Annotated in this window: 21 protein-coding genes and 1 rRNA gene; 15 read left to right on the top strand and 7 right to left on the bottom strand. The window is 60.2% G+C overall.

From position 1 onward, the window contains the following. The first annotated feature begins 38 nt into the window (after nucleotides 1-38). The 8 genes from MTP16_RS09605 (at nucleotide 39) to MTP16_RS09570 (ending at nucleotide 7,351) form a co-directional block, all read left to right on the top strand. Nucleotides 39-473, top strand: a complete 435-nt coding sequence (locus MTP16_RS09605; protein WP_243518882.1) for a T9SS type A sorting domain-containing protein — start codon at nucleotides 39-41, stop codon at nucleotides 471-473. A 146-nt stretch (nucleotides 474-619) separates the two neighbouring features. Then, on the top strand, nucleotides 620-1,171 hold the full coding sequence (locus tag MTP16_RS09600; RefSeq protein WP_243518879.1) for a hypothetical protein: 552 nt from the start codon (nucleotides 620-622) through the stop codon (nucleotides 1,169-1,171). Between the two features lie 3 nt (nucleotides 1,172-1,174). Further along, complete coding sequence (locus MTP16_RS09595; RefSeq protein ID WP_243518877.1) at nucleotides 1,175-1,606, top strand: nucleoside deaminase; 432 nt, start codon at nucleotides 1,175-1,177, stop codon at nucleotides 1,604-1,606. A gap of 164 nt (nucleotides 1,607-1,770) precedes the next feature. After that, nucleotides 1,771-1,971 carry a hypothetical protein gene (locus tag MTP16_RS09590; protein ID WP_243518875.1) on the top strand — a complete coding sequence of 67 codons (201 nt, stop codon included), beginning with the start codon at nucleotides 1,771-1,773 and terminating at the stop codon, nucleotides 1,969-1,971. A gap of 151 nt (nucleotides 1,972-2,122) precedes the next feature. Then, nucleotides 2,123-2,737, top strand: coding sequence for a superoxide dismutase (locus tag MTP16_RS09585; protein WP_243518872.1), 615 nt, complete (start codon nucleotides 2,123-2,125; stop codon nucleotides 2,735-2,737). Between the two features lie 820 nt (nucleotides 2,738-3,557). Further along, the gene (locus MTP16_RS09580) at nucleotides 3,558-4,688 is read left to right on the top strand and encodes an alkene reductase (RefSeq protein WP_243518870.1); all 1,131 of its coding nucleotides are present in this window, start codon (nucleotides 3,558-3,560) and stop codon (nucleotides 4,686-4,688) included. A 258-nt stretch (nucleotides 4,689-4,946) separates the two neighbouring features. After that, nucleotides 4,947-6,224: a nucleoside permease gene (locus tag MTP16_RS09575; protein WP_243518867.1), complete on the top strand. Its 1,278-nt coding sequence runs from the start codon at nucleotides 4,947-4,949 to the stop codon at nucleotides 6,222-6,224. 20 nt (nucleotides 6,225-6,244) lie between these two features. Beyond that, on the top strand, nucleotides 6,245-7,351 hold the full coding sequence (locus tag MTP16_RS09570; protein WP_243518864.1) for an AAA family ATPase: 1,107 nt from the start codon (nucleotides 6,245-6,247) through the stop codon (nucleotides 7,349-7,351). A gap of 112 nt (nucleotides 7,352-7,463) precedes the next feature. Here the strand turns inward: MTP16_RS09570 and MTP16_RS09565 are convergent, their stop codons facing one another. Beyond that, nucleotides 7,464-7,874, bottom strand: coding sequence for a nucleoside-diphosphate kinase (locus tag MTP16_RS09565; RefSeq protein ID WP_243518861.1), 411 nt, complete (start codon nucleotides 7,872-7,874; stop codon nucleotides 7,464-7,466). A gap of 321 nt (nucleotides 7,875-8,195) precedes the next feature. Between MTP16_RS09565 and MTP16_RS09560 the strand changes: the two genes are divergently transcribed. From MTP16_RS09560 to MTP16_RS09540, 5 genes are all read left to right on the top strand, one after another. Next, nucleotides 8,196-9,242 carry a DHH family phosphoesterase gene (locus MTP16_RS09560; RefSeq protein WP_243518858.1) on the top strand — a complete coding sequence of 349 codons (1,047 nt, stop codon included), beginning with the start codon at nucleotides 8,196-8,198 and terminating at the stop codon, nucleotides 9,240-9,242. Between the two features lie 38 nt (nucleotides 9,243-9,280). After that, nucleotides 9,281-10,327, top strand: a complete 1,047-nt coding sequence (locus MTP16_RS09555) for an FKBP-type peptidyl-prolyl cis-trans isomerase (RefSeq protein ID WP_243518855.1) — start codon at nucleotides 9,281-9,283, stop codon at nucleotides 10,325-10,327. A gap of 117 nt (nucleotides 10,328-10,444) precedes the next feature. Then, on the top strand, nucleotides 10,445-11,044 hold the full coding sequence (locus MTP16_RS09550; RefSeq protein WP_243518852.1) for an FKBP-type peptidyl-prolyl cis-trans isomerase: 600 nt from the start codon (nucleotides 10,445-10,447) through the stop codon (nucleotides 11,042-11,044). A 16-nt stretch (nucleotides 11,045-11,060) separates the two neighbouring features. Beyond that, nucleotides 11,061-11,576, top strand: a complete 516-nt coding sequence (locus tag MTP16_RS09545; protein ID WP_243518849.1) for an FKBP-type peptidyl-prolyl cis-trans isomerase — start codon at nucleotides 11,061-11,063, stop codon at nucleotides 11,574-11,576. A gap of 74 nt (nucleotides 11,577-11,650) precedes the next feature. Then, nucleotides 11,651-12,604 carry an FKBP-type peptidyl-prolyl cis-trans isomerase gene (locus MTP16_RS09540; protein ID WP_243518846.1) on the top strand — a complete coding sequence of 318 codons (954 nt, stop codon included), beginning with the start codon at nucleotides 11,651-11,653 and terminating at the stop codon, nucleotides 12,602-12,604. 24 nt (nucleotides 12,605-12,628) lie between these two features. On the opposite strand, the gene recO is transcribed toward MTP16_RS09540, so the two are convergent. The 4 genes from recO to MTP16_RS09520 all read right to left on the bottom strand — a co-directional run bounded on the left by recO (nucleotide 12,629) and on the right by MTP16_RS09520 (nucleotide 17,041). After that, on the bottom strand, nucleotides 12,629-13,348 hold the full coding sequence (gene recO / locus MTP16_RS09535; RefSeq protein ID WP_243518844.1) for a DNA repair protein RecO: 720 nt from the start codon (nucleotides 13,346-13,348) through the stop codon (nucleotides 12,629-12,631). Nucleotides 13,349-13,430: 82 nt separating this feature from the next. Beyond that, nucleotides 13,431-15,824, bottom strand: coding sequence for a type IX secretion system anionic LPS delivery protein PorZ (gene porZ / locus MTP16_RS09530; RefSeq protein ID WP_243518840.1), 2,394 nt, complete (start codon nucleotides 15,822-15,824; stop codon nucleotides 13,431-13,433). A 75-nt stretch (nucleotides 15,825-15,899) separates the two neighbouring features. Next, nucleotides 15,900-16,526, bottom strand: a complete 627-nt coding sequence (locus tag MTP16_RS09525) for a thymidine kinase (RefSeq protein ID WP_243518837.1) — start codon at nucleotides 16,524-16,526, stop codon at nucleotides 15,900-15,902. Nucleotides 16,527-16,708: 182 nt separating this feature from the next. Beyond that, nucleotides 16,709-17,041, bottom strand: a complete 333-nt coding sequence (locus tag MTP16_RS09520) for a 2Fe-2S iron-sulfur cluster-binding protein (protein ID WP_243518834.1) — start codon at nucleotides 17,039-17,041, stop codon at nucleotides 16,709-16,711. Between the two features lie 37 nt (nucleotides 17,042-17,078). On the opposite strand from MTP16_RS09520, the gene MTP16_RS09515 reads away from it, so the two are divergent. Continuing rightward, the gene (locus tag MTP16_RS09515) at nucleotides 17,079-18,242 is read left to right on the top strand and encodes a hypothetical protein (RefSeq protein WP_243518831.1); all 1,164 of its coding nucleotides are present in this window, start codon (nucleotides 17,079-17,081) and stop codon (nucleotides 18,240-18,242) included. An 82-nt stretch (nucleotides 18,243-18,324) separates the two neighbouring features. Next, nucleotides 18,325-19,302 (top strand): hypothetical protein, encoded by a 978-nt coding sequence (locus MTP16_RS09510; RefSeq protein WP_243518828.1) that lies wholly within the window; start codon nucleotides 18,325-18,327, stop codon nucleotides 19,300-19,302. Nucleotides 19,303-19,324: 22 nt separating this feature from the next. Here the strand turns inward: MTP16_RS09510 and rodA are convergent, their stop codons facing one another. Both rodA and rrf read right to left on the bottom strand, forming a co-directional pair. Then, nucleotides 19,325-20,620 carry a rod shape-determining protein RodA gene (rodA, locus tag MTP16_RS09505; protein WP_243518825.1) on the bottom strand — a complete coding sequence of 432 codons (1,296 nt, stop codon included), beginning with the start codon at nucleotides 20,618-20,620 and terminating at the stop codon, nucleotides 19,325-19,327. A 182-nt stretch (nucleotides 20,621-20,802) separates the two neighbouring features. Continuing rightward, a 5S ribosomal RNA gene (gene rrf / locus MTP16_RS09500) occupies nucleotides 20,803-20,914 on the bottom strand. Between the last annotated feature and the right edge of the window lie 89 nt (nucleotides 20,915-21,003).

The following is a 21,003-nucleotide window of genomic DNA, read 5'->3' as shown; positions in this document are numbered from 1 at the left end:
CTGCGTTCCTTTGTCGCTTCAATCCCTTCAAACTTCCCATGAAACTCCTCCCCTCTCTGGCCCTGGCCGCCGCGCTGCTGGCCGCCGGCACCGCCCAGGCCCAAACCAAAATCAAGACCAAAACCAAAACCGACGGAGCCGAGATTAAAACCAAAGGCACGGCCGGCGCCGTCACGCTCGACGGCCCCATCAAGCGCATCGAAACCCTCTCGGGCATCGACGTGTACCCCAAGCCGAACTCGACCGACATCCAGCTCAGCTTTACGCAGCAGTTCACCAAGCCCGGCACGCTGGTGATGACCGACTACAAAAACAAGGTGATATACCAGACCGACCTCGACCCCCAGAACAACACCGGCGCCCCGGTGAGCCTGGGCAAGATTCCGGCCGGCACCTACCTCGTGGAGGCCAAAACCGGCAACTACGTGTACTGGAAGAAGGTCCGCATCAAGTACCCCACCATCCGCCGCTAGGTTGAACGAACCCGCTTGGCTAGAACGTCATGCAGAGCGGAGCGAAGCATCTTTACCGCTACCACTAATCATTTAGCATTGCGGTAAAGATGCTTCGCTCCGCTCTGCATGACGTTCTTTTGTATTCTGCTATTCCTGAATTATCCATGAAAATCCTGTCGTTTCTGCTGTTCCTGAGCCTGTCGGCTTTCGCGCCCAAGCCCAAGCTCACCACCGTGAAGCTGGCCTCGAACCTGAGCGTGGGCGTGCCGGCCGGCTTCGCCCCGCTGCCCGACGACGGCATTGCCGTGAAATACCCCTCGCCGCGCAAGCCGCTGGCCGTGTTTTCCAACCCCAGTGGGCGCGTCGACTACAGCGTGGCCGTGCGCCCCACCACCTTCGAAAGCTTCGATTATGGTGTGCTGATTAAGATTTACAAAGCCAGCATCCAGCGCCTCTACACCAAAGTCGACTTCCTGAAAGAAGACATTCGCACCGTGAACGGCCGCGACTTCATTTACTTTGAATTCGTATCCACCGTGACCGATGCCCGCCGCACCGGCGCTCAGATGGCGCCCATCAAACGCTACCAGGCGGTGCAATATGCGATTGAGGGCACGCAGCTTTACGTCTTCACCTTCGTGGCTCCGGCCGAGGAGCAGGCCCAGTGGCAGCCCACGGCCCAGGCCGTGCTGGGCGCCATTGCAATGAAGAAGTAAGCCGTGACCGACGACTATTTCATGCAGCAAGCCCTGGCCGAGGCCGAGAAGGCCCTGGCCGCTGCGGAAATCCCCATCGGCGCGGTGGTGGTGTTCAACAACCAAATCATTGGCCGGGGCTTCAACCAGACCGAGCGCCTGCGCGACGTGACCGCCCACGCCGAAATGCTGGCCCTGACGGCCGCCGCCAACCATCTCGGCAATAAATACCTGGCCGACTGCACCCTCTACGTCACCATCGAGCCCTGCGTGATGTGCGCCGGCGCCAGCTACTGGGCCCAGCTGAAAGCCGTGGTGTTCGGAGCCGACGAGCCCAAGGTGGGCTACCGGCGCCACGGCCAGCTGCTGCACCCGCGCACCCAGCTACGCGGCGGCGTGCGCGCCGAAGAATGCGCCGCGCTCATGCGCCAATTTTTCAGCGCGAAGCGGCGGTAAGTTGAACGTTATACAGAGCGTTAGCGAAGCCTCTTCGCCGTGTAACGAAAGCCTGGACTTGCGCGATAAAACGCTTCGCTGATGCGCTGTATGACACTCTTTTAGTTTTCCAGGCCGTTTCGGCACCAACTTTTTCTTCACCCTCCCCATTTTCTTCTGCAATTATGTTATTCGCCATCCTATTGCCCGGCATCTCGATGATATTCCGGGGCCATGTACTCAAAGGCCTCTTGTGCGGCATCCTGCACATCACGCTCATCGGTTGGATTCCGGCCGCTATCTGGGCCGTGGCTTCCTACCGCGAGGACCTGGCCGAAAAGCGGCACCGCGAGACGCTGGAGTTTCTGGCGCGGCAGTCGCGTTAGGCTTCGGCGGTCGGCCGCGCGGCCCTGTCGAAATTCCGTGGTGATGCTATACTTTTGGCCTTAAGTAAACGGCAGCCGTAACCATGCCCGGGAATGGCTGTTTTACTACCACGCACCATTCGTACGCTTCACCACCCAAACCCCTTTTATCATGGCTTTCGAACTTCCGAAACTTCCGTATTCCTACGATGCCCTCGAACCCACGTTTGACGCGCAAACCATGGAAATCCACCACAGCAAGCACCACCAGGCTTATGTGACGAACCTGAATGCTGCCATTGCCGGCACCGAGATGGAAAACCAGTCCATCGAGGAAATCCTGCACAACATTGCCAAGGCCCCCGCGGCCGTGCGCAACAACGGCGGCGGCCACTACAACCACTCCCTGTGGTGGAACATCCTCTCGCCCAACGGCGGCGGGCAGCCCACCGGCGAAGTAGGCGACGCCATCACCAAGGCTTTCGGCACCTTCGACAAGTTCAAAGAGGAATTCACCAAAGCCGCCACCACGCGCTTCGGCTCGGGCTGGGCGTGGCTGTGCAAGCAGGCCGACGGTTCGGTGCAAATCTGCTCCACCCCCAACCAGGACAACCCGCTGATGCCGGACTCTGGCTGCAAAGGCCTGCCCATCCTCGGCATCGACGTGTGGGAGCACGCCTATTACCTGAAATACCAGAACCGTCGCCCCGACTACATCGCCGCCTTCTTCAACCTCATCAACTGGGACGAGGTGAACAAGCGCTACGCCGCGGCTAACCCGGCGTAGTTTCGGTAGCGTTGCTAGTGAAAAGGCCCGTCTCCGGTAGGAGGCGGGCCTTTTTTTGGTGTTAAGAAACAGGTTTATCTTTAACATCTATGATATATGCCCCTTGGCTCTTCCTGCTCATCACCAACCGAACCTAACGAATACACAGCACAGAGTACCGATAATTACCACATCCACGAAAGACATGAAGTATGTCACCCACCAACCGCCAAACAGGTCGTAGAGGAACTTGGCAATAGGATTGCCCAAGCTGAATTTATAACCAACACCATAGTGGTAAGTAGGCGTGTAAATCAATTTTTCCGGATACGTATATACTAACACGGAATCGCTGCCTTTAACATAGCCATCGCCTTTACTCCACCTGCTGCTGATAGGGGGTTTACTGGTGTCTGCAACGTAACTGCTGTAATTCTGGCTCAATCCATAGAACCAGCCCAACTGTAGAGGCCCCCACAAAATAGCCGCTCGGGCATAGATGCGAGCGCAGCGGGCGAAGTATGGCAACGTGTCGCTGAGCCATAACCCGATTAGCCTAAATAGGCCCCATCCAATCAAGCTGGGCATTAGTAAATATAAAAACATAAAACACTATTTATAAGCTAAAAGCAAGATATGGCCTGCGTGTTAAAGATTACTGCTTTCAAGTGAAGTTTAGCTTGGTCTCGATTCTAAGGGGGCTATAGTGTAGCTTCTCTCTGACAAAAGCGCCTTTTGCAGGAGCAACATCCAGTCGAAAACAATTCGTGTACCTACCTGCTTTATTACCGCGTTTCATCCAACCCGGCGACGCACGCACGACGCCAATTCATTCGACCTCATGTCAAGCAAAGCCTTTGAGCCCGCCCAACTCGGCCCGCTCACCCTCGCCAACCACCTCGTGATGGCCCCCATGACGCGCAGCCGCGCCCTGGGCAACGTGCCCAACGAGCTAATGGCCGAGTACTACCGCCAGCGTGCTACCGCCGGCCTCATCATCACCGAAGGCACTTCGCCCGCGGCCGACGGCCTGGGCTACGCCCGAATTCCCGGTTTGTTCAACCAGGAGCAGGTCACCAACTGGCAGCGCATCACCGAGACGGTGCACCACCACGGCGGCCACATTTTCGTGCAATTGATGCACGCCGGCCGCATTTTCCACGGCCACAACCTGCCCGAAGGTGCCGAGGGCGTGGCTCCCTCGGCCATTGCTGCCGTCGGCGACATGTGGACCGACCAGGCCCAGATGCAGCCCAACGCCACCCCGCGCGCCCTGCGCACCGAGGAGCTGGCCCGCGTGCGCGACGAGTTCGTGCAAAGCGCCAAGCTAGCCCTCGAAGCCGGTTTTGATGGCGTAGAGCTGCATGGTGCCAACGGCTACCTGCTGGAGCAATTCCTGAGCCCCCACTCCAACCAGCGCACCGACGAGTACGGCGGCAGCGTGCAAAACCGCGCCCGCTTCGTGCTCGAAGTGACCCGCGCCGTGGCCGAAGCCATTGGCAAGGAGCGCACCGGCATCCGCCTCTCGCCCTGGGGCGTGGCCTCGGATATGCCGCACTACCCCGAAATCGACGAAACCTACGCCTACCTGGCCGAGGAGCTGCAAAAGATTGGCGTGGTGTACCTGCACCTCGTGGACCACTCCAGCATGGGCGCCCCCGCCTTGCCGGCCGAAACCGTGGCCACCATCCGCCAGAAGTTCACCGGCACGCTCATCCTGGCCGGCGGCTACACCACTACGGACGAGATTGAGGCCGCCCTGGCCGACAAAGCCGACCTCGTGGCCATCGGCCGCCCCTTCATCTCAAACCCCGACTTGGTGGAGCGCTTGCGCAACGGCCAAGAACTGGCCCAGCCCGATTTCGCCACCTTCTACGCGCCCGGCCCCAACGGCTTTGCCGACGGCTACACCGACTACCCCACGGCCGACGGCCAGCCCGCCGGCACGTTCTCGCCCACCTACGAAGCGTAGGCCGGTGTTAGGTTTTTGGTGTTGGGTATTAGGTTTTCGGTGTAGCATAGTGTTTTGCTGCGCGTTTTTTATCAGCTAAAGCCCTCCAACGCCCAAAACCCAACACCGAAAACCTGGTACCCAACACCCAAAAAAGCCCCTGCGAAGCCCGCCCTCAACGGGGCGCTTCGCAGGGGCTTTTTTATTTATCTTTGACGGCTGTGGCCCCTGCGCCGCGCTTGCTTTTGCCTTATCCCACCCTCTCTTGTTGTTCCCAGCATGAATACAAAGCTGCGCCTTACCATCCTGAGCTTCCTCCAGTTTTTCATTTGGGGCTCGTGGCTCATCACCATCGGCGCTTATTGGTTTCAAACGAAGCAATGGTCCGGCGCGCAGTTTGGCGCCATTTTCTCCACCATGGGCATCGCGTCCATCTTCATGCCCTCGCTCATGGGCATCGTGGCCGATAAGTACGTGAACGCGGAAAAGCTCTACGGCATCCTGCACATTCTGGGCGGCCTCGTGCTGTTCGCCATCCCGCAGGTCACAGACCCCGGTACGTTCTTCTGGGTCATTCTGCTGAACATGATTTTCTACATGCCCACGCTGGCGCTGTCCATCGCCGTGTCGTACTCCATCTTGAAACGGCAGGGGCTCGATGTGGTGAAAGACTACCCCCCCATCCGCGTGTGGGGCACCGTGGGCTTTATCGTGGCCATGTGGACGGTGAGCTTGCTGGGCTTCGAGAAGTCAGCCAGCCAGTTCTATGTGGCGGCCGGCGCGGCCATTCTGCTGGGCATCTACTCGTTCACGCTGCCGGCCTGCCCGCCGCAGTCGGCCAACACCTCCAGCCAGAATCTGGCCGAAATCCTGGGCCTCAAATCGTTCGCCATTCTGCGCGACCGCAAGATGCTCACCTTCTTCCTGTTCGCGCTGCTACTCGGTGCCGCTCTCCAGCTCACCAATGCTTACGGCGACACCTTCCTGCACGATTTCGACAAGAACCCAGACTACCAGGGCACGATGACCGTGAAGTACCCTGCCATCATCATGTCCATCTCGCAGATTTCGGAAACGCTGTTCATCCTCGCCATTCCCTTCTTCCTGCGTCGCTTCGGCATCAAGCAGGTCATGCTGTTCAGCATGATTGCCTGGGTGTTGCGCTTCGGCCTGTTTGCCTACGGCAACCCCGGCAGCGGCCTCTGGATGATTATCCTCTCGTGCATCGTGTACGGCATGGCCTTCGACTTCTTCAACATCTCGGGCTCGCTGTTCGTCGAAACCCAGACGCAGCCCAGCATCCGGGCCAGCGCCCAGGGCTTGTTTATGATGATGACCAACGGCTTCGGCGCCGTGCTGGGCAGCTCGCTCAGCGGCCTCATCATTCAGGAATACTTCACCGATGCCGCCGGTAACAAGGACTGGCACAACATCTGGCTCACGTTTGCGGGCTACGCGCTGGCCATTGCGGTGCTGTTTGTATTCATCTTCAAGCACAAGCACGTGGCCCAGGAAGCCGAAATGGCGCACCCCGAGGTGGTGCCTTCCGCGGCTTAGGCTGAGCTTATTCGTTTTAAATGACTCCTACTCCGTCGATTGCTGGCGTAACTCCGGCAGGGCTACTCCCCCACCTGGGCGAGCATTATTTTAACCCGCTGGCCTGGTTTTGGCTCAGCTTCGGGGAGTACCCCTACCGGGAAATCTACCACTTAGCTGAAACCGAAGCGCGGCAAACCGTTCTAACCAACCTGGCCACCTTCCTGGATGTGCCCGCGAATACGGTGGCGCAATCAGTCTATGTGGAGAAGCCGGGGCAAGTCCCGGAAATCCAAGCGCAGGCCATTCAACTGGGCCAGCATCTGCTGCTATTTTTTGCCGATAACGACTACTTCGGCGACCAGGGCGCGCTGTTATACTACTCCCGGCACACCGACGCGGAGCTCCTGACGCAAGTCCGCGCCCTGCTCTCGGCGCACCTCGACACCGGCCAGCAGGAACGCCAGCGCATTCAGGTGCTACGCCAGACCAGCCGACGGCTCGAATTCTCCCCGCTCAAGCTCCGCATTCCCTCCCTCGACCTGGCCACGCACTACAACGACGACCTGCTGCCCGTGCACGAGGCCATCGTGAAGCGACTGCAGCAGCCCGACGACAAAGGCCTGGTGATTCTGCACGGCCCGCCCGGTACCGGCAAAACCAGCTACATCCGTCACCTCTGCGGCCTCACCGACAAGCCCAAGCTGTTTATTCCGCCCAACCTGGCCCAGCGCATCGCCGACCCGGAGTTCATCAACCTGCTGCACGACAACACCAATTCCATTCTGCTCATCGAAGACGCCGAGGAGCTGCTGGCCAAGCGCGGCACCGACACCAGCACCAACGCCGTGAGCAACCTGCTGAACCTGTCCGACGGCCTGCTTTCCGACGGCTTCCACATTCAAATCATCTGCACCTTTAATGCCGACCTGGCCCGCATCGACCAGGCCCTGCTGCGCAAAGGCCGCCTCATTGCCTCCTACGAGTTTGGCCAATTAGCACAGCTCAAAGCCCAAGCCCTTGCAACGGAGCTAGGCCAAACCGCGCCCGTAACCGAACCCATCACCTTGGCGGAGCTTTACAACCGCGAGACACCCACCTTTGTGAACGAACCTACCAAACCCAAAGCCATCGGCTTCAACCGCTAATTTTAAGCTCGTCAATACAAGATTGGCACAAAAAAAGTCAGCTTTTAGCACAAAGGAAAAGCCCGTTCTGCTCAAGCAGAACGGGCTTTTTGCTGCCTTGCGGCGGCCGAAATTACTTCGAGCCGAAGAAAAAGTCGCCTTCAATCTGGGCGTTTTCGTCAGAGTCGGAGCCGTGCACAGCGTTGGCTTCGATGCTCTTGGCGTACTTCTTCCGGATGGTGCCTTCCTCGGCGTTGGCCGGGTTGGTGGCACCGATGAGGGTGCGGAAATCAGCCACGGCGTTGTCCTTTTCCAGGATGGCCGCCACGATGGGGCCGCTCGACATGTACTTCACCAGGTCGCCGTAGAAGGGGCGCTCGGCGTGTACGGCGTAGAACTGACCGGCGCGCTCGGGGGTGAGGTTAACTTTTTGAAGCTCCACGATGCGGAAGCCGCCGGCCTCAATCATGCTCAGGATACCACCGATGTGGTTTTCCTGGACGGCGTCGGGCTTAATCATCGTGAACGTGCGGTTGGTGGCCATTTTAAAGAAATTCAGAATTTGAAATAAAGATTTGAAGGCACAAAACTACCACAATCAGTGGGCCGCACCCAACTCCGGACCCGACGGCGGCAGTTTTTCTGCCCGTTGCGGTGCAAATGCGGCGGCGCCATAAAAAACTGCTTCCGCGGAATGGACCATTTTATTCGCCTGCTTTGTTGGGTCCCTCGTCTGGTTTGCCCGAACCTTCGGGCCCGACTTGACTGTTAAGAAAAGATTTCTTCCGACTTTTGCCGGCCCAAATATTTGTAAGCCACCGGCCCTCCGCTCTTTTCATCCGGCGCCGGGCCTTTCACGTTGTCGATGTCTAGTTCCATTTCCGCCCTGCAGGCGTTGCTGGCCCAACCCAAACAGGTTGTCATCACCACTCACCACAAGCCCGACGCCGACGCGCTGGGCTCGTCGCTGGCCTGGGCCGGCTACCTCAAGCAAAAGGGCCACCACGTCACGGTCGTGACGCCGTCGGACTACCCCGCCTTCCTCAACTGGATGGAGGGCAACGACGAGGTAGTCGTGTACGACCGCCGGCAGAACGACCGCCAGGTGCGCGACCTTGTGAACCGCGCCGAGGTCATCTGCTGCCTCGATTTTAGCTGCCTGGGCCGCATCAACGAGCTGGGCGAATACGTGCGGCAGGCCCAAGGGGTTAAGGTCCTCATCGACCACCACCAGGAGCCCGAGAGCTTCGCCGACATCGTTTTCTCGGTGCCCACGGCGGCGGCCACGGCCGAGCTCATTTTCGAAATCATCCGCGACCTGGGCGACCAGGACCTCATCACCAAGGGCATCGGCGAGGCCCTGTACGCGGGTATCATGACCGACACGGGCTCGTTTCGCCACCCCAGCACCTCGCGCAACGTGCACCTCATCATTGCCGAACTGCTGAAGGTGAACGTGGACCTGTCGAAGGTGCACCGCCTCATCTACGACTCGCACTCCGAAATCCGGCTGCGCTTCCTGGGTTTCGTGCTGAAGGACAAGCTGGTGGTGAACCGCGAATTCAACACCGCCTACATCGCCATCACGCAGGACGAGCTGCGCGAGTACCAGAGCAAAACCGGCGACACCGAGGGTTTGGTGAACTATGCGCTGAGCATTGAGGGCATCAAGTTCGCGGCCGTGTTCATCGACCGCGGCGTGGCCGTCAAAATCTCTTTCCGCTCGGTGGGCAACTTCTCGGTGAGCGACTTTTCGCGCCGCCATTTCGACGGGGGTGGGCACCACAACGCGTCCGGCGGCATCAGCTACGACACCTTGGATGCAACCGTGGAGCGCTTCCTGGGCATCCTACCCGAGTACAAGGAACAATTAACGGGCGTGCCCGCCGCCGTAGCGCCGCCGGTGGCGTAACTTTGAACCGTTTCTGATTCTTCACTTCTTTAATTTTCATGCGTTTTACCTCCCGCTCCGCGCGGCAGCTGGCCCTGGCGGCCGGCCTGCTGGGCTTCGCTTCGCTCACGGCCTGCAACAAGGACAACGGCGAATTTGCCAAAACCAAGTCCGGCATCGAATACAAGATTTATAAGAAAGTCGGTAACAGCTACGAGCGTCGCACCGATGTGAACGCCGAGGGCGACCCCACCTACAAAGACCGGGTGAACAAGGTGATGCTGGGCAACGTGCAGGTGCGCACCGGCAAAGACTCGGTGTGGCAAAACAGCCTGCGCGACGTGGGCATGGCCGTGCCCCTGCCCCTGAAAGAGCTGAAGCAGAAAGGCGCCCCCGACGAGGCCATCTCCCTGCTGCAACCCGGCGACAGCGGTGTGTTCCGCTTCCAGGCCGACTCGCTGTTTAAGCCCAAAATGGGCCAGCCCGCCCCTCCCTTCATCAAGAAAGGCGGCAACGTGGTGCTGATGTACGTGGCCACCACGCCCAAGCTCCTCACCGAAGCCGAGGCCCAGGCCATGCAGCCCGAACTGCAGAAGCGCTCGATGATGACGCAGATGAAGAAGCGCATGGCCGACCCCGAGTTCCAGAAGCAGATGGAGGCCCAGAAAGCCGCCCAGGCCAAAGCCCTGGCCGAGCCCGCCGTGCAGGCCCAGCTGAAGAAGGACGACGCCGTGCTGCAGGACTACATCAAGAAAAACAACCTGACGATGCAGAAAACGCCCTCGGGCGTGTACTACCAGGTGCTGAAGCCGGGTACTGGTGCCAAGCCCAACACCGGCCAGATGGTGAGCGTGAACTACAAAGGCACGCTGCTCAGCGGCAAGGAGTTCGACTCGTCGGACAAGATGGGCAAGCCGATTGATTTCCCCCTCGGCCTGGGCCAGGTGATTCCGGGCTGGGACGAAGGCATTGCCCTGCTCAACAAGGGCAGCCGCGCCATTCTGCTCATCCCCTCGTCGCTGGCCTACGGCCCCCGCGGCGCCGGCGCCGACATTCCCGCCGATTCGCCCCTGCGCTTCGAGGTGGAACTTGTTGACGTTCAATAGCCATTTATCGTATTAAGTAGTCAGCATTGGCCACTTAATCCCAATTAACTTCCGGCCAACGGGCATCGCGGCACAGCTGCCCGGGCTCCGTTGGTCGGAATCTTTTTTAGCCTCGCCATGAAAAATCTTCTGCTCCGTTCGCGCTATTGGGTGCTGGCGGCGTGCCTGTTGCTGGCCACCCCGTCCCTGTGGAGCTGCAACTCCCAAAACGCTAACCAAAAGGTACTGGCCGACCACGACAGCCAGATGCGGGCCATTGACGAGGACACCATCAAGAACTACTTGAACCGTAACCGGTTGCTGGCCATCGCCACGCGCACCAACTCGGGCCTGTATCTGGTGCCCATCGTTGACGGCACGGGCCCGCAGGTGACCAAAGGCGCGCAGGTGCGGTTGAAATACGTAGGCCGTTTCCTGAGCAACGGCGCCAACCCCGGCACCTCTTCGGGCTACCCGGCTTCTGCCGGCAACCCCAGTTACCCCCAGGGCACCATCTTCGACAACTCGGCCGACAACAAGACGCAGTGCGGCTGCGTGGTCTTCACGGGGGGCAGCGGGGGCATTGCCGGCTTCAACGAAGGCTTGCTCCTCATGCGCAAGGGCGACCGCAAGCTGCTGCTGGTGCCGTCGCGCCTGGCTTACGGCCCAAATGGCGTCACGGGCATTCCGCCAGATTCGGCCCTGATGTTTGACGTGGAAATCCTCGACGTTCTCTAACTAACCTAAAACGCGCGTGAAAAGAAGCGGGGCTTTTCGGTATAAGGGTGGAGTTTGGGGGCTGGCACTATTGCTGGCCGCCACCGCCGCCCACGCGCAGGCGGGCGCCAAGCCGACGGTGCCCACCGCGCCCAGCGCCCCCGTAGAAGGCGCCGACACGACGCGCCTCGTCTTTCAGCAAACGCCCAGCGGCGTGCGCTATGCCTTTCGGGAGCGCGGCACCGGGGCGCTGGCCGTGCCGGGCAGCCGCGTGGCCGTTCGCTACACCGGTTTTCTGCCCGATGGCCGCATTTTTGACGCCACCCAGGCCTGGGGCTCCGCGTTTCGCTTCCGGGTGGGGCGGCACGAAACCATTGCCGGCTGGGAAGAGCTGCTGCCCTTCGTGCCGGCGGGCTCTCGCGTTCGGGTATATATACCGGCGGCCCTGGCCTACGGGGCCAAAGGCGTGCGCCACCCCGACGACGACTCCCGGTTTCTGATTGCGCCCAACACAGACCTCACGTTTGAGCTGCAGGTGCTGAGCGTGCGCTGACGCGCTGTACATCAACCTCTTGTTTGCTTACTGCTATTTTTCTTCAACGGCTGCCTCGCCATTTCTTGTTATTGATGCGTTCTGTTCTGTTTGCGCTGGTTTTCGGTTTGTTATTTTCTGGGGGGGCGGCCGTGGCCCAATCCTCGGAGGGCAGCTTTTCGCGCTTGCCCACGGGCACCGAGTACCGGCTTTTTCGCAAAGATGCCGGGGGCCGCTACCAGCCCCGCGCCCTGGCCCCCAGCGACGCGCCCTATGCCAGCCGCGCCGGCCAGGTGCTCACCGTGTTCATGGAATTTCGCACCGGACGCGACTCCGTGCTGATGAAATCGCGCGCTGTGCAACCCCTGCCGCAGCCCGTGGCCCTGCCCGCGCAGCCCACCCGGGGCGGCTTGGAAGAAGCCCTGGGTCTGCTGCTGCCCGGCGACAGCGCCGTGTTCCGCTTCCAGGCCGACACCATTTTTGCCAACACATTCCGGCAGTCCGTGCCGCCGTTTTTGCGCAAGGGCGGCAACACGCTAGTGGTGCTGGCCAGCGCCCAGGAGTTGGTGACCATGGCCGAAATGACGGCGCGCCACGAAAAGCTGCAGGCCGAGTTTGCCAAGAAAGAACTGGCCAAGTCGGCCGGGCAGCTGGCCAAGGATGACGCCATCATCCAGGTCTACCTGAAAAAGAATCACGCCACGGCTCGCAAAACCGCTGGTGGCACTTACTACATCCTCAAGAAGCTGGGCACCGGCCCCACACCAAAAAAAGGCCAGAACGTGCGCGTGCTCTACCGCGGCACGGTGCTTACCACCGGACAGGAGTTCGACTCCTCGGCCAAGCACGGCAACGAGCCTTTTGCCTTTGCGCTGGGCGCCGGCCAGGTTATTCAGGGCTGGGACCAAGGCATTGCCATGCTCAACAAGGGCAGCAAGGCTGTGCTACTCATCCCGTCGCCCCTGGCCTACGGCACGCGCGGCGCCGGGGCCGATATTCCGGCCAATGCGGTGCTCCGCTTCGAAGTGGAGCTGGTGGACTTCCAGTAATCTTCGGCTTAACCTCTATTGGGCTCAATTCAGCACCTGCGACAGGATATCCAGCGAACGAATTTCCCCCAACTGCTCAACGTGCAGCTGGTAGTAGCGAATCAGCACGTTCAGCAATTCGTGCCGCACGCGGCCGTTGGGGATGGTGCTGGTGCTGGGGTCGCGCAGCAATTCGTCAAAATAGCCTTCAAACTCGCGTAGCCGCAGCGTGGCCGGATTGCTAGCGCCCGGCGCTACCGGCGCGTGCCCGGCCATGATGACTTGGTCCGTCAGCTCGGCCCCGCTGCTCACGCCGAAACCTAAGTACATGGCCAGCTGCAGCAGAAAAACCAGCGCAAAGTTCTCCGCGCCCTCGGTTTGCCGGTCAAACGCCAGCATGGAATCGTGCAGGAACTGAAACAGCGGCTCATTCTGCTCTTCCTCGCGCACGGCGCGCCCCACTACTTCCGATAGAAACAGCGCCACGCTGCTTTTTTGCACCTCGTAGGGCAGGCTTTGGAATGGCTCGGCGCACCGGTACTCCGACAGCCGCGTGAGGCCGCTGCTGCCGCGCGCCACGTAAGCCACCAGTTCCAGCAGCGTGAAGGGCTGAAACAGCGCAATGCGCCCGGGTGGCTTGGCTTTGCGCACGCCGTTCACTACGTAGGTTTGCACGCCCAGGCGCTCGGTGTAGATGCGCGCAATGATGCTGGTTTCGCGATACTTAAGGTAGCTGAGGACGATGCCCCGGGTTTTGATTAGCATAGTCGATAAAAAAATGAGGAGTGAAGAATGAGGAATGAAGAATTACCCAAACAGCAATTCTTCATTCCTCATTCTTCACTCCTCATTTGCTAAGTACGGCCACTTTACTTACGCAGCCATTTTTGCCGTCGGCGTCGCTCGAGAGCACCATGTATACGCCGGAGCGCACCCGCTCGCCGTTGGGGTTGGTCAGGTTCCAGGTCACGGTGCCGCCGGTGGCGGTGGTGGCGTACACCAAGTGGCCGGCCACGTCAGTGATTTTCACCAGCGCATTGTTGGCCAGGCCGGTGATGCCCACGGTGCCAGCGAAATCGGGCCGCACGGGGTTGGGAAACACTGCTGTGCAGTCGGGCTTGCCCTCCGTGACGGTAGCCGAGCCGCGGTAAGTCACCACGCCGGCGTCGGTGGCCACCCACACGTCGCCGGTTTTGTCGTTCACCTTCACGTCCACGATGCGGTCGGACGGCAGCGGACTGTTGGCCATGGTGAAGTGCAGCAAGGCCTCGTCGGCATCGCGGCTGAACAGCCACAGGCCCCGGTCGGTGCCAAACCACTTGCGGTCGGCCCCGTCCACGGCCATGCAGCGCACGGCTTCGCTGTACAACGTATTGAAGCCCGTGCCTTCGCCCCGGGTCACGAAGGGCTGCGTGAATCCCGCTGTGGTGGCAAACGGTCCTTCCGGCTCGCGGAAGTAAGCCACGCCCTTGATGGTGGCCGCCCAGATGTAGCCGCGCCGGTCCTTAGCCAGCTCGTAAATCTGGTTGTCGGGCAAGCCGGAAGACGTGTTGAACAGACGCGGCAGGTTGGCCCCGGTCGCGTCGATGGCGTAGAGGCCAATGGCCGGGCCGCCCACGCTGCTGGCATCCGTCTTGCGCGATACCGAAACCCACGGGTTGCCGGTGTCATCAAGTGTGATGCGTTCTAAGGCGTCGAGGCCTAAATAAAACGGAACCGTCTGCCAAGTGGTGGCGGCAGGGTCAAATAAAAACAAGCCGGAGTTGCCGGGCTGCATGTGCCGGTTCACCACCCACACCTTGCCTTCGGGCGTAGCGGCCAGGTCGGTTACGTCTATCCGGCTTGGGCCGCCACCGGTGGTGCTCAGCAGCGGGGTGCCGGGCGGCGAGTTCGGCGTGAAAAGCCGAAAGTCGCCCGGGCCTTTCCATTCAAGCAATCCGCCTCCGAAGTGCCCAATGTACAGCGTGCCGTCGGGCGTGCGCGCGCCCCGCACGGGCCGCACCGGGTTGGGATAAGCCGCGCTGGGCTGGGTTTGCTTCGTGATGTTGGTCCACTGGCCGTTGAAAAATTCATAAAAACCTTGCCCCGCCCCCCTCGGACCATACCGTTCCTCGTAAGCGCCCGAAAACACGTCCACCTTATTGGAGCGCGCATCGGCCAAAATGCTAAACGAAGCGGCACCTTCTGGGCCGTTGGCTACGAAGTATTCCGGAGTCTGGCCCGCGCCGGGCGCTACCCGCATCAACCCCTTATCGTAATTGGCCACGTAATAGTAGCCATCGCGCGCGCGCACCGCGTCCTCCGTATTGGTACCCGGCATGGGCGGCACCACGATGGTAAGCGCGCCCGTGCTTCGGTTCAGTCGCCGCACCCCGTAACTATCGTCGATGACGAGCAAGCCCGCCCCGCTGCCCCGCAGGCTGCGGAAATAGGGCACGTTGGAGCCCGGCACCTGCTGCCAGGGCGTGCTACTGCCGGCCACAAACCGGTACACGGCGTTGCTGTTGCCTCCAGCCTCGATGGCCGCGTACACCTGCCCGTTATCCACCGCCAGAAAGCGGTACACCACCTGCTGCGTAAGTGCCGGCACCGGCTGGTAGAGCGTCCATTTGCTGTAGTCCAGTAGGTTTTGCACCAGCGAGCCGCGCAAAATGCCTGCCGAGGTAGCCGCGAACAAATACCCGTCGGCCACGGCCGCATCGTAGACGATGACCCTGGCACCTCTGGGCCCGATGTTGGTATACGTGTCGCTGATTTCCAACTTATTCAGGTCGATAGCCACCAAGCCGAACTTGGTACTCACGTACGCCTTGCCCCCGCCCATTGAGACCCGGTTGATGGGATTATCCCCGGCCTGTATCACGCCCTGCGACACCTTCCGGTACACGTCGCCGATGTTGCGCACCTTGCCGTTGGGCTGTATCACATCGATGTTGGTGTCGTTGTACGCCAACACGGTTTGCCGCGTCACCGAGTCATACGCCACGGCCGACACACCGGCCGCGTTCAGGCCGTCGCGGCGCGATAGTACCTGGGTGGTATTCTGGTTTTTGTCCAGGAAATAAAACGCCCGCGCTTCATTTGCTACGTAGACCCGGTCACCCGCATCTGCCAATTTCAGCGGACGGTTGGTGGGCAGGTGCAACTGCCAGTCGCCGTAGCCCACGCCTTGGGTATGCCCCTGGCCGGCCAGCAGCAGCAGCCCGGCCAAGCCGAGCAAACAACGGAAAAGATGGGTCATACGCGCAGCAAAATTCGAATGAAGAATGCGAAGCCGGGGGCCGGTTCTGCCAATGCCAACGCCCGCCCTGCCAATTTAGTGCGCGGCCGTGGACCGCGCTTCCGGCGCCGGCCGCCCCACCTGCATGCCGCCCAGGAAGCAGGGCCGGCAGCGTGCTTCGTACGAATCGGTTTCGCCGAGCAGCACCTGGCTTTCGCTGGCCGCAATGCGGTAGGAATACGAGGCAATTTCGCCGCAACACACGCACACGGCGTGCACCTTGGTCACAAACTCGGCCGTGGCCAGCAGCGCCGGCATGGGGCCAAAGGGCCGGCCAAGGTAGTCCATGTCGAGCCCGGCCACAATAACGCGGGTACCGTTGTTGGCCAGCTGCTCGCACACGTCCACCAGCGAATCGTCAAAGAACTGGCCTTCGTCGATGCCCACCACATCGGAGCCGGCGGCCAGCAGCAGGATTTCCGACGGCACGGCCACCGGCGTGGAGCGGATGCGCGCGGCGTTGTGGCTCACCACGTCTTCGGCGTGATAGCGCGTGTCGAGGGCGGGCTTGAAAATTTCGACCTGCTGCCGCGCAATGCGGGCGCGGGTGAGGCGGCGAATCAGCTCTTCGGTTTTGCCCGAAAACATGGAGCCGCACACCACTTCAATCCAGCCCCGGCGGGGGGCATTGTGGCGGTTGCCAACGCGGGGTTCAATAAACACAGGCGGAGAAAAACAAGTGAGCAAATGGGGCAACATTCCCCGTACGGAACCTCTAAAGTACGGCCGGCGCCGGCTTGCCTCAAGCCCAAAACCAATTCTTTTAAGGCCCGCGACTCGCTTTCAGGCGCTTGCACGCGTGGGTTCTTTTTGTCCGTTGAAAAAGCCGGCTGCGGCTTGACAGGCTATTGGTCTAAGTCGCCGTACCGCATGTGCGGCAGTTGGGTGGCCTCGGGCACACGGCCCGATACCGCGCCGGTCGGCAGGCGGGCTTGGCAGGTGAGCCGCTCCTGGGGCAGCAGGCGGCCGGCGGCACGGTAGCGCAGTTCGGCGTCGGTGGGCGGCGTCAGGTTTTCGAGTCCGGCGCGCACCTGCAGGCGGCAGGTGGTGCAGCGGCCTTTGGCACCGCAGGCATGCATCCAGTCGTGCCCCGCGGCTTGCAGGGCCGCCAGCAGGGTGGCGCCGGGCGCCACCTCAACGCGCGCCCCAAGCAAGTTTTCAATCGTCAACAGGGGCATTTGTGCCTAACTTCGGCCATTGAAACCCGGCCTTTTTATGAACGACAAATATAGCCTCGCCAAGTGCGCCCAATACGGCCGCCGCTTGGCCGCCCGGCTCTGCGACCAATACTTTACGGCCAACGCTGCGCCTGCTCTCGACGGTGCGGCGGTGCTCAAATTCACCCCGGTGCGGCAGCTCAACTTGCTGGTGGTGCACCAGTTGCTGGGCCGGTGGCAAGCGGAAACCGCTCGCCTGCGCAGCCCTTACTTCGATTTCGAAGCGGCCCCCGTGCAGGCGGCCCTTACGCAGTTCATGAACGTGCTCTCGCGGCATATCAGCCTCAGCCGCGCCGCCTACGAGCCCCTGCTCGCCCAAGCCATCGCCGATACCCTTGGCCTAGTGGCCGACCCCATCGGCAGCTTTCAACGGCTGCTACTGGGCACCGCCGAGCAGCCCAACTTGGCCGGCTTGCGCGAAAACCTGCGTTACATTGACGTGGATAAGTCGTTTTATCAGGGCTTTGTCGACAGCCTGCCCGATAGCCAAGACCTCAGCCGCGATTTCCTCACGCATCGCTTCGAACTCTACCACGCAGCCAATTACAAAGCCCATCAGCCCATGCAGCGCCTCGTTGACGAGCTCAGCGCGCTGCTTCCCCTCACCACGGCCGACTTGTTGGAAGACGGCCCGGTAGCCGCGCCGGCAACCCCTCAGCCGGCCGCAGCTCCGCCCACGCCCCCGGTCGCGCCTGCTCCCGTCGAACCAGTGGCCGTGACGCCGCCCACCTTTGTGGCTCCTTCGGCCCCTGCGCCCGCACCAGTTGCCGCGCCGGCTCCTCCGTCGCGTCCGTTGCCCAACACCGATAGCGCCAGCGTGCCGCTTCACGAAAAGCTGCGGGCAGTGCAGCCCGCCGCCGCACCATTGGCCGAAACGCTCCGCCCCAATGCCTCCACGCCCTCCCTGGCTGAGCGCGGCGGTCCCAAAGTTGAAACCCTGCGCGAGGCCATTTCCATCAATCAGCGCTTCAGTTTCATCAACGAGCTGTTCAACGGCGAAAACATGGACTACCACGCCGCCATTCAGCACCTCGACTCCCTGCCCTCCGCCGAACAAGCCCGCGCTTATGTTACCGGCGACTTATCCCAGCGCTATGAGTGGGGCCGCAAAGAAGAACACGTCAACAAACTGCTGAAGCTCATCGAGCGCAAGTTTGCCTAGATTGTGCGCTCATCGGATGGTCCTTCATAGAAATGCTCGGCTGCGCCGGTGGCTGTTGCCGTGGTTGCTGGCGTTGGCTGCCTTGGCCAACCTGGCCTACCCGATGTATGTGCACTATGACTTTTCGCACTCCTCCGACACGCGCAGCTACCTGCGCATGGCCGCTGGTCGTTTCGATAGCGTACGCGTCACGCACCGCTACCGCGTGCTCGTGCCCGCCGCTGCCGCCGCAGTAGCCGCACCCGTAGCCAAACTCTACGCCTGGGTCTGGCCCCAGCGCCCCGCCGGTTTGTGGCCCCTGCGCTTCGCTTTTTATTTGGTCAACTGCCTACTGCTAGCGGCCGCTGCAGCTTGCTGGTTTAATGCAGCCCGCCTCTCAGGCGCTTCGCCCGAAGCCGCCACGCTCGCCATGCTGGCATTGCTCACCAGCCGCTGGGCCGTGTACGGGGCGGGCTTGCCCCTAACCGATAGTTTGTATTTGCTCGTCGTGAGCCTGAGTTATTATGCCATCCGGCGCGGTTCCCGTGGCGGATGGGCTTTGACGTTAGCCTTGCTCTTCGGGCCTCTGGCCAAAGAGTCATTCGTTTTTTTGGTGCCTTGGTTGTTCTGGTTCGGCCGCCCCTCCCTGCCGTGGTTTAAGCAGCTATTGGCCCTGCTGGCCGGCTCGGCAGCGCTTCTTGCCGTGCATAATTGGGTCGATGCCCAGACAGGGGCCACCACTAGCCAAGCCGTTTCCAACGCATTTGAGCATTTTGAAAACCTCGCCTACTCCGTCCGACGTGCCGCCTCTCCCAAAGGCATAGGCGAACTGCTGAGCATTTTCGGCTTTTTCACGCTGGTTCCGGCCTTCGCCTTGTGGCTTCAACATCCAAGGCACGGCGTCGCGCAACCGTCCATTTTTGCCCGCTTTGGCCCCCCTGAAATGGGCCTCGCTGCCGTAGTAGCAGTTCATATGCTCCTTTCCGGCGACCTTGGCCGCATGGGCTACCTCTTTGCCCCTGCATTCTGCGTGCTCCTCGCGCTATGTTTCACGCATTGGCGACGCTTGACTGGTCGCTAGGTCTCAGCAATTACCTGATTTCTCAGCGCACCAAGTCCTGCTTTCGATAGGCATCAATTGCCAGCAAGCTGAACAGCAGGATTGTAAACGACCACAACGATGACCCGCCATAGCTAAAGAAAGGCAATGGAATGCCCACCACGGGCGCAAGCCCAATGGTCATGCCCACATTCACCGTCACGTGGAAAAAGAGCACACTGGCCACACAATACCCGTAAGTGCGCCCAAACACCGATTTCTGGCGTTCTGCCACGTAAATAATGCGCCAAAGCAGTGTTAGGTACAGCGCGAGAACCACGAGGCTGCCCAACCATCCAAATTCCTCACCCACGGTGCAAAAAATAAAATCAGTGCTCTGCTCCGGCACGAAATCAAACTTGGTTTGAGTGCCTTGCAAAAACCCCTTGCCAGCAAGTCCCCCCGACCCAATGGCAATTTTGCTCTGTGTCACATTCCAACCTTTGCCGAGTGGGTCCGCCGAGGGATTAATCAATATCTCAATGCGCTGCCGCTGGTGCGGCTGCAGCACTTTGTTATAAAAGAAATCCATTCCCACCACCATGCCAATCACTACGACCCAAACACCCAAAGCCAGCGGCAAATGATGCCTTAGCACCCGCCGGTTCAACCCCAAAACTGCCAGCAAGAAGAGAGTGGCCGCTGCTACCAGCCAAACTTTCGGCACCAGAAGCGCCGACAGCAGTATAATTCCCGCCGCTGCCAGCAGCAAAAGTATTAGCGGCGACATCCCCTCCCTAAAATAAGCCAGCAGCAAAGCTCCAAACACCAAAGCCTGCCCCGATTCATTCGACGCTACAATTAGCAAGGGCGGCAGCAGGGTAATACCTGCCAGTACCAGCTGGTCGCGCCAATCTTGGTAGCGTAAGTTTATACTCGACATAAACCGAGAGGCCGCCAGCGCTGTGGTAAACTTGGCAAATTCCGCCGGTTGCAACCGCACCGGTCCCAGTTCCAACCACGAGCGCGAGCCCGCAATTGGCCGCGCCACCAACATTGTCACAAGCAGAAGTAAAATCATGCCCCCATACAAGGCATAAGCTAGCGTGTCATAAGCTTTATAATCTATTACAAGCAATATCACCACCAGCACCGCCGCAGTTGCAATCCACAACAACTGCTTAAACCAGTTAAACGCCATCAGCTTGTCAAAACTCAAGCTGGCCAACGGATTTGCAGGTGCGTCCGGCGAATAACTAGAGGCATAAATACAGACCCAACCCAAGCCCACCAGTAATGCATAAAGCAGCACTGTAATCCAATCAATACTTCGGCTATAACGTGCCGGTGATACTTGCACAACTATTACGGTTAATTATTCACTATCAAAATTACCGATTTCACCCCTCAATACTATGTAAAACTATCCTTATGCCCACATCGGTCAATTTCTTATGAAACTATCAGCCAAGTGGGGCATAAAAGCAAAACCCCTCCTGGTTCGCTGATGAAAGCGTTCGAGGAGGGGTTTCCTGTTGATAAGATTGGCGGCGACCGACTCTCCCACCGGTGAAGGCAGTACCATGGGCGCACCGGGGCTTAACGGCTCTGTTCGGAATGGGAAGAGGTGAACACCCGGGCTAAAGCCACCATTGCTGGCGGGCTGTTGCGTGTTCGTGCAACAACTCAATAACTCGACGCAAGGGGACAAAAACGAAGCGCTGGGCGCGCACTTGACGACAT

It is taken from the genome of Hymenobacter monticola (genome assembly GCF_022811645.1).
Classification (GTDB): domain Bacteria; phylum Bacteroidota; class Bacteroidia; order Cytophagales; family Hymenobacteraceae; genus Hymenobacter; species Hymenobacter monticola.
Note: the sequence above shows the minus strand (reverse complement) of the source record. Positions and strands in the feature narration are given on the sequence as shown.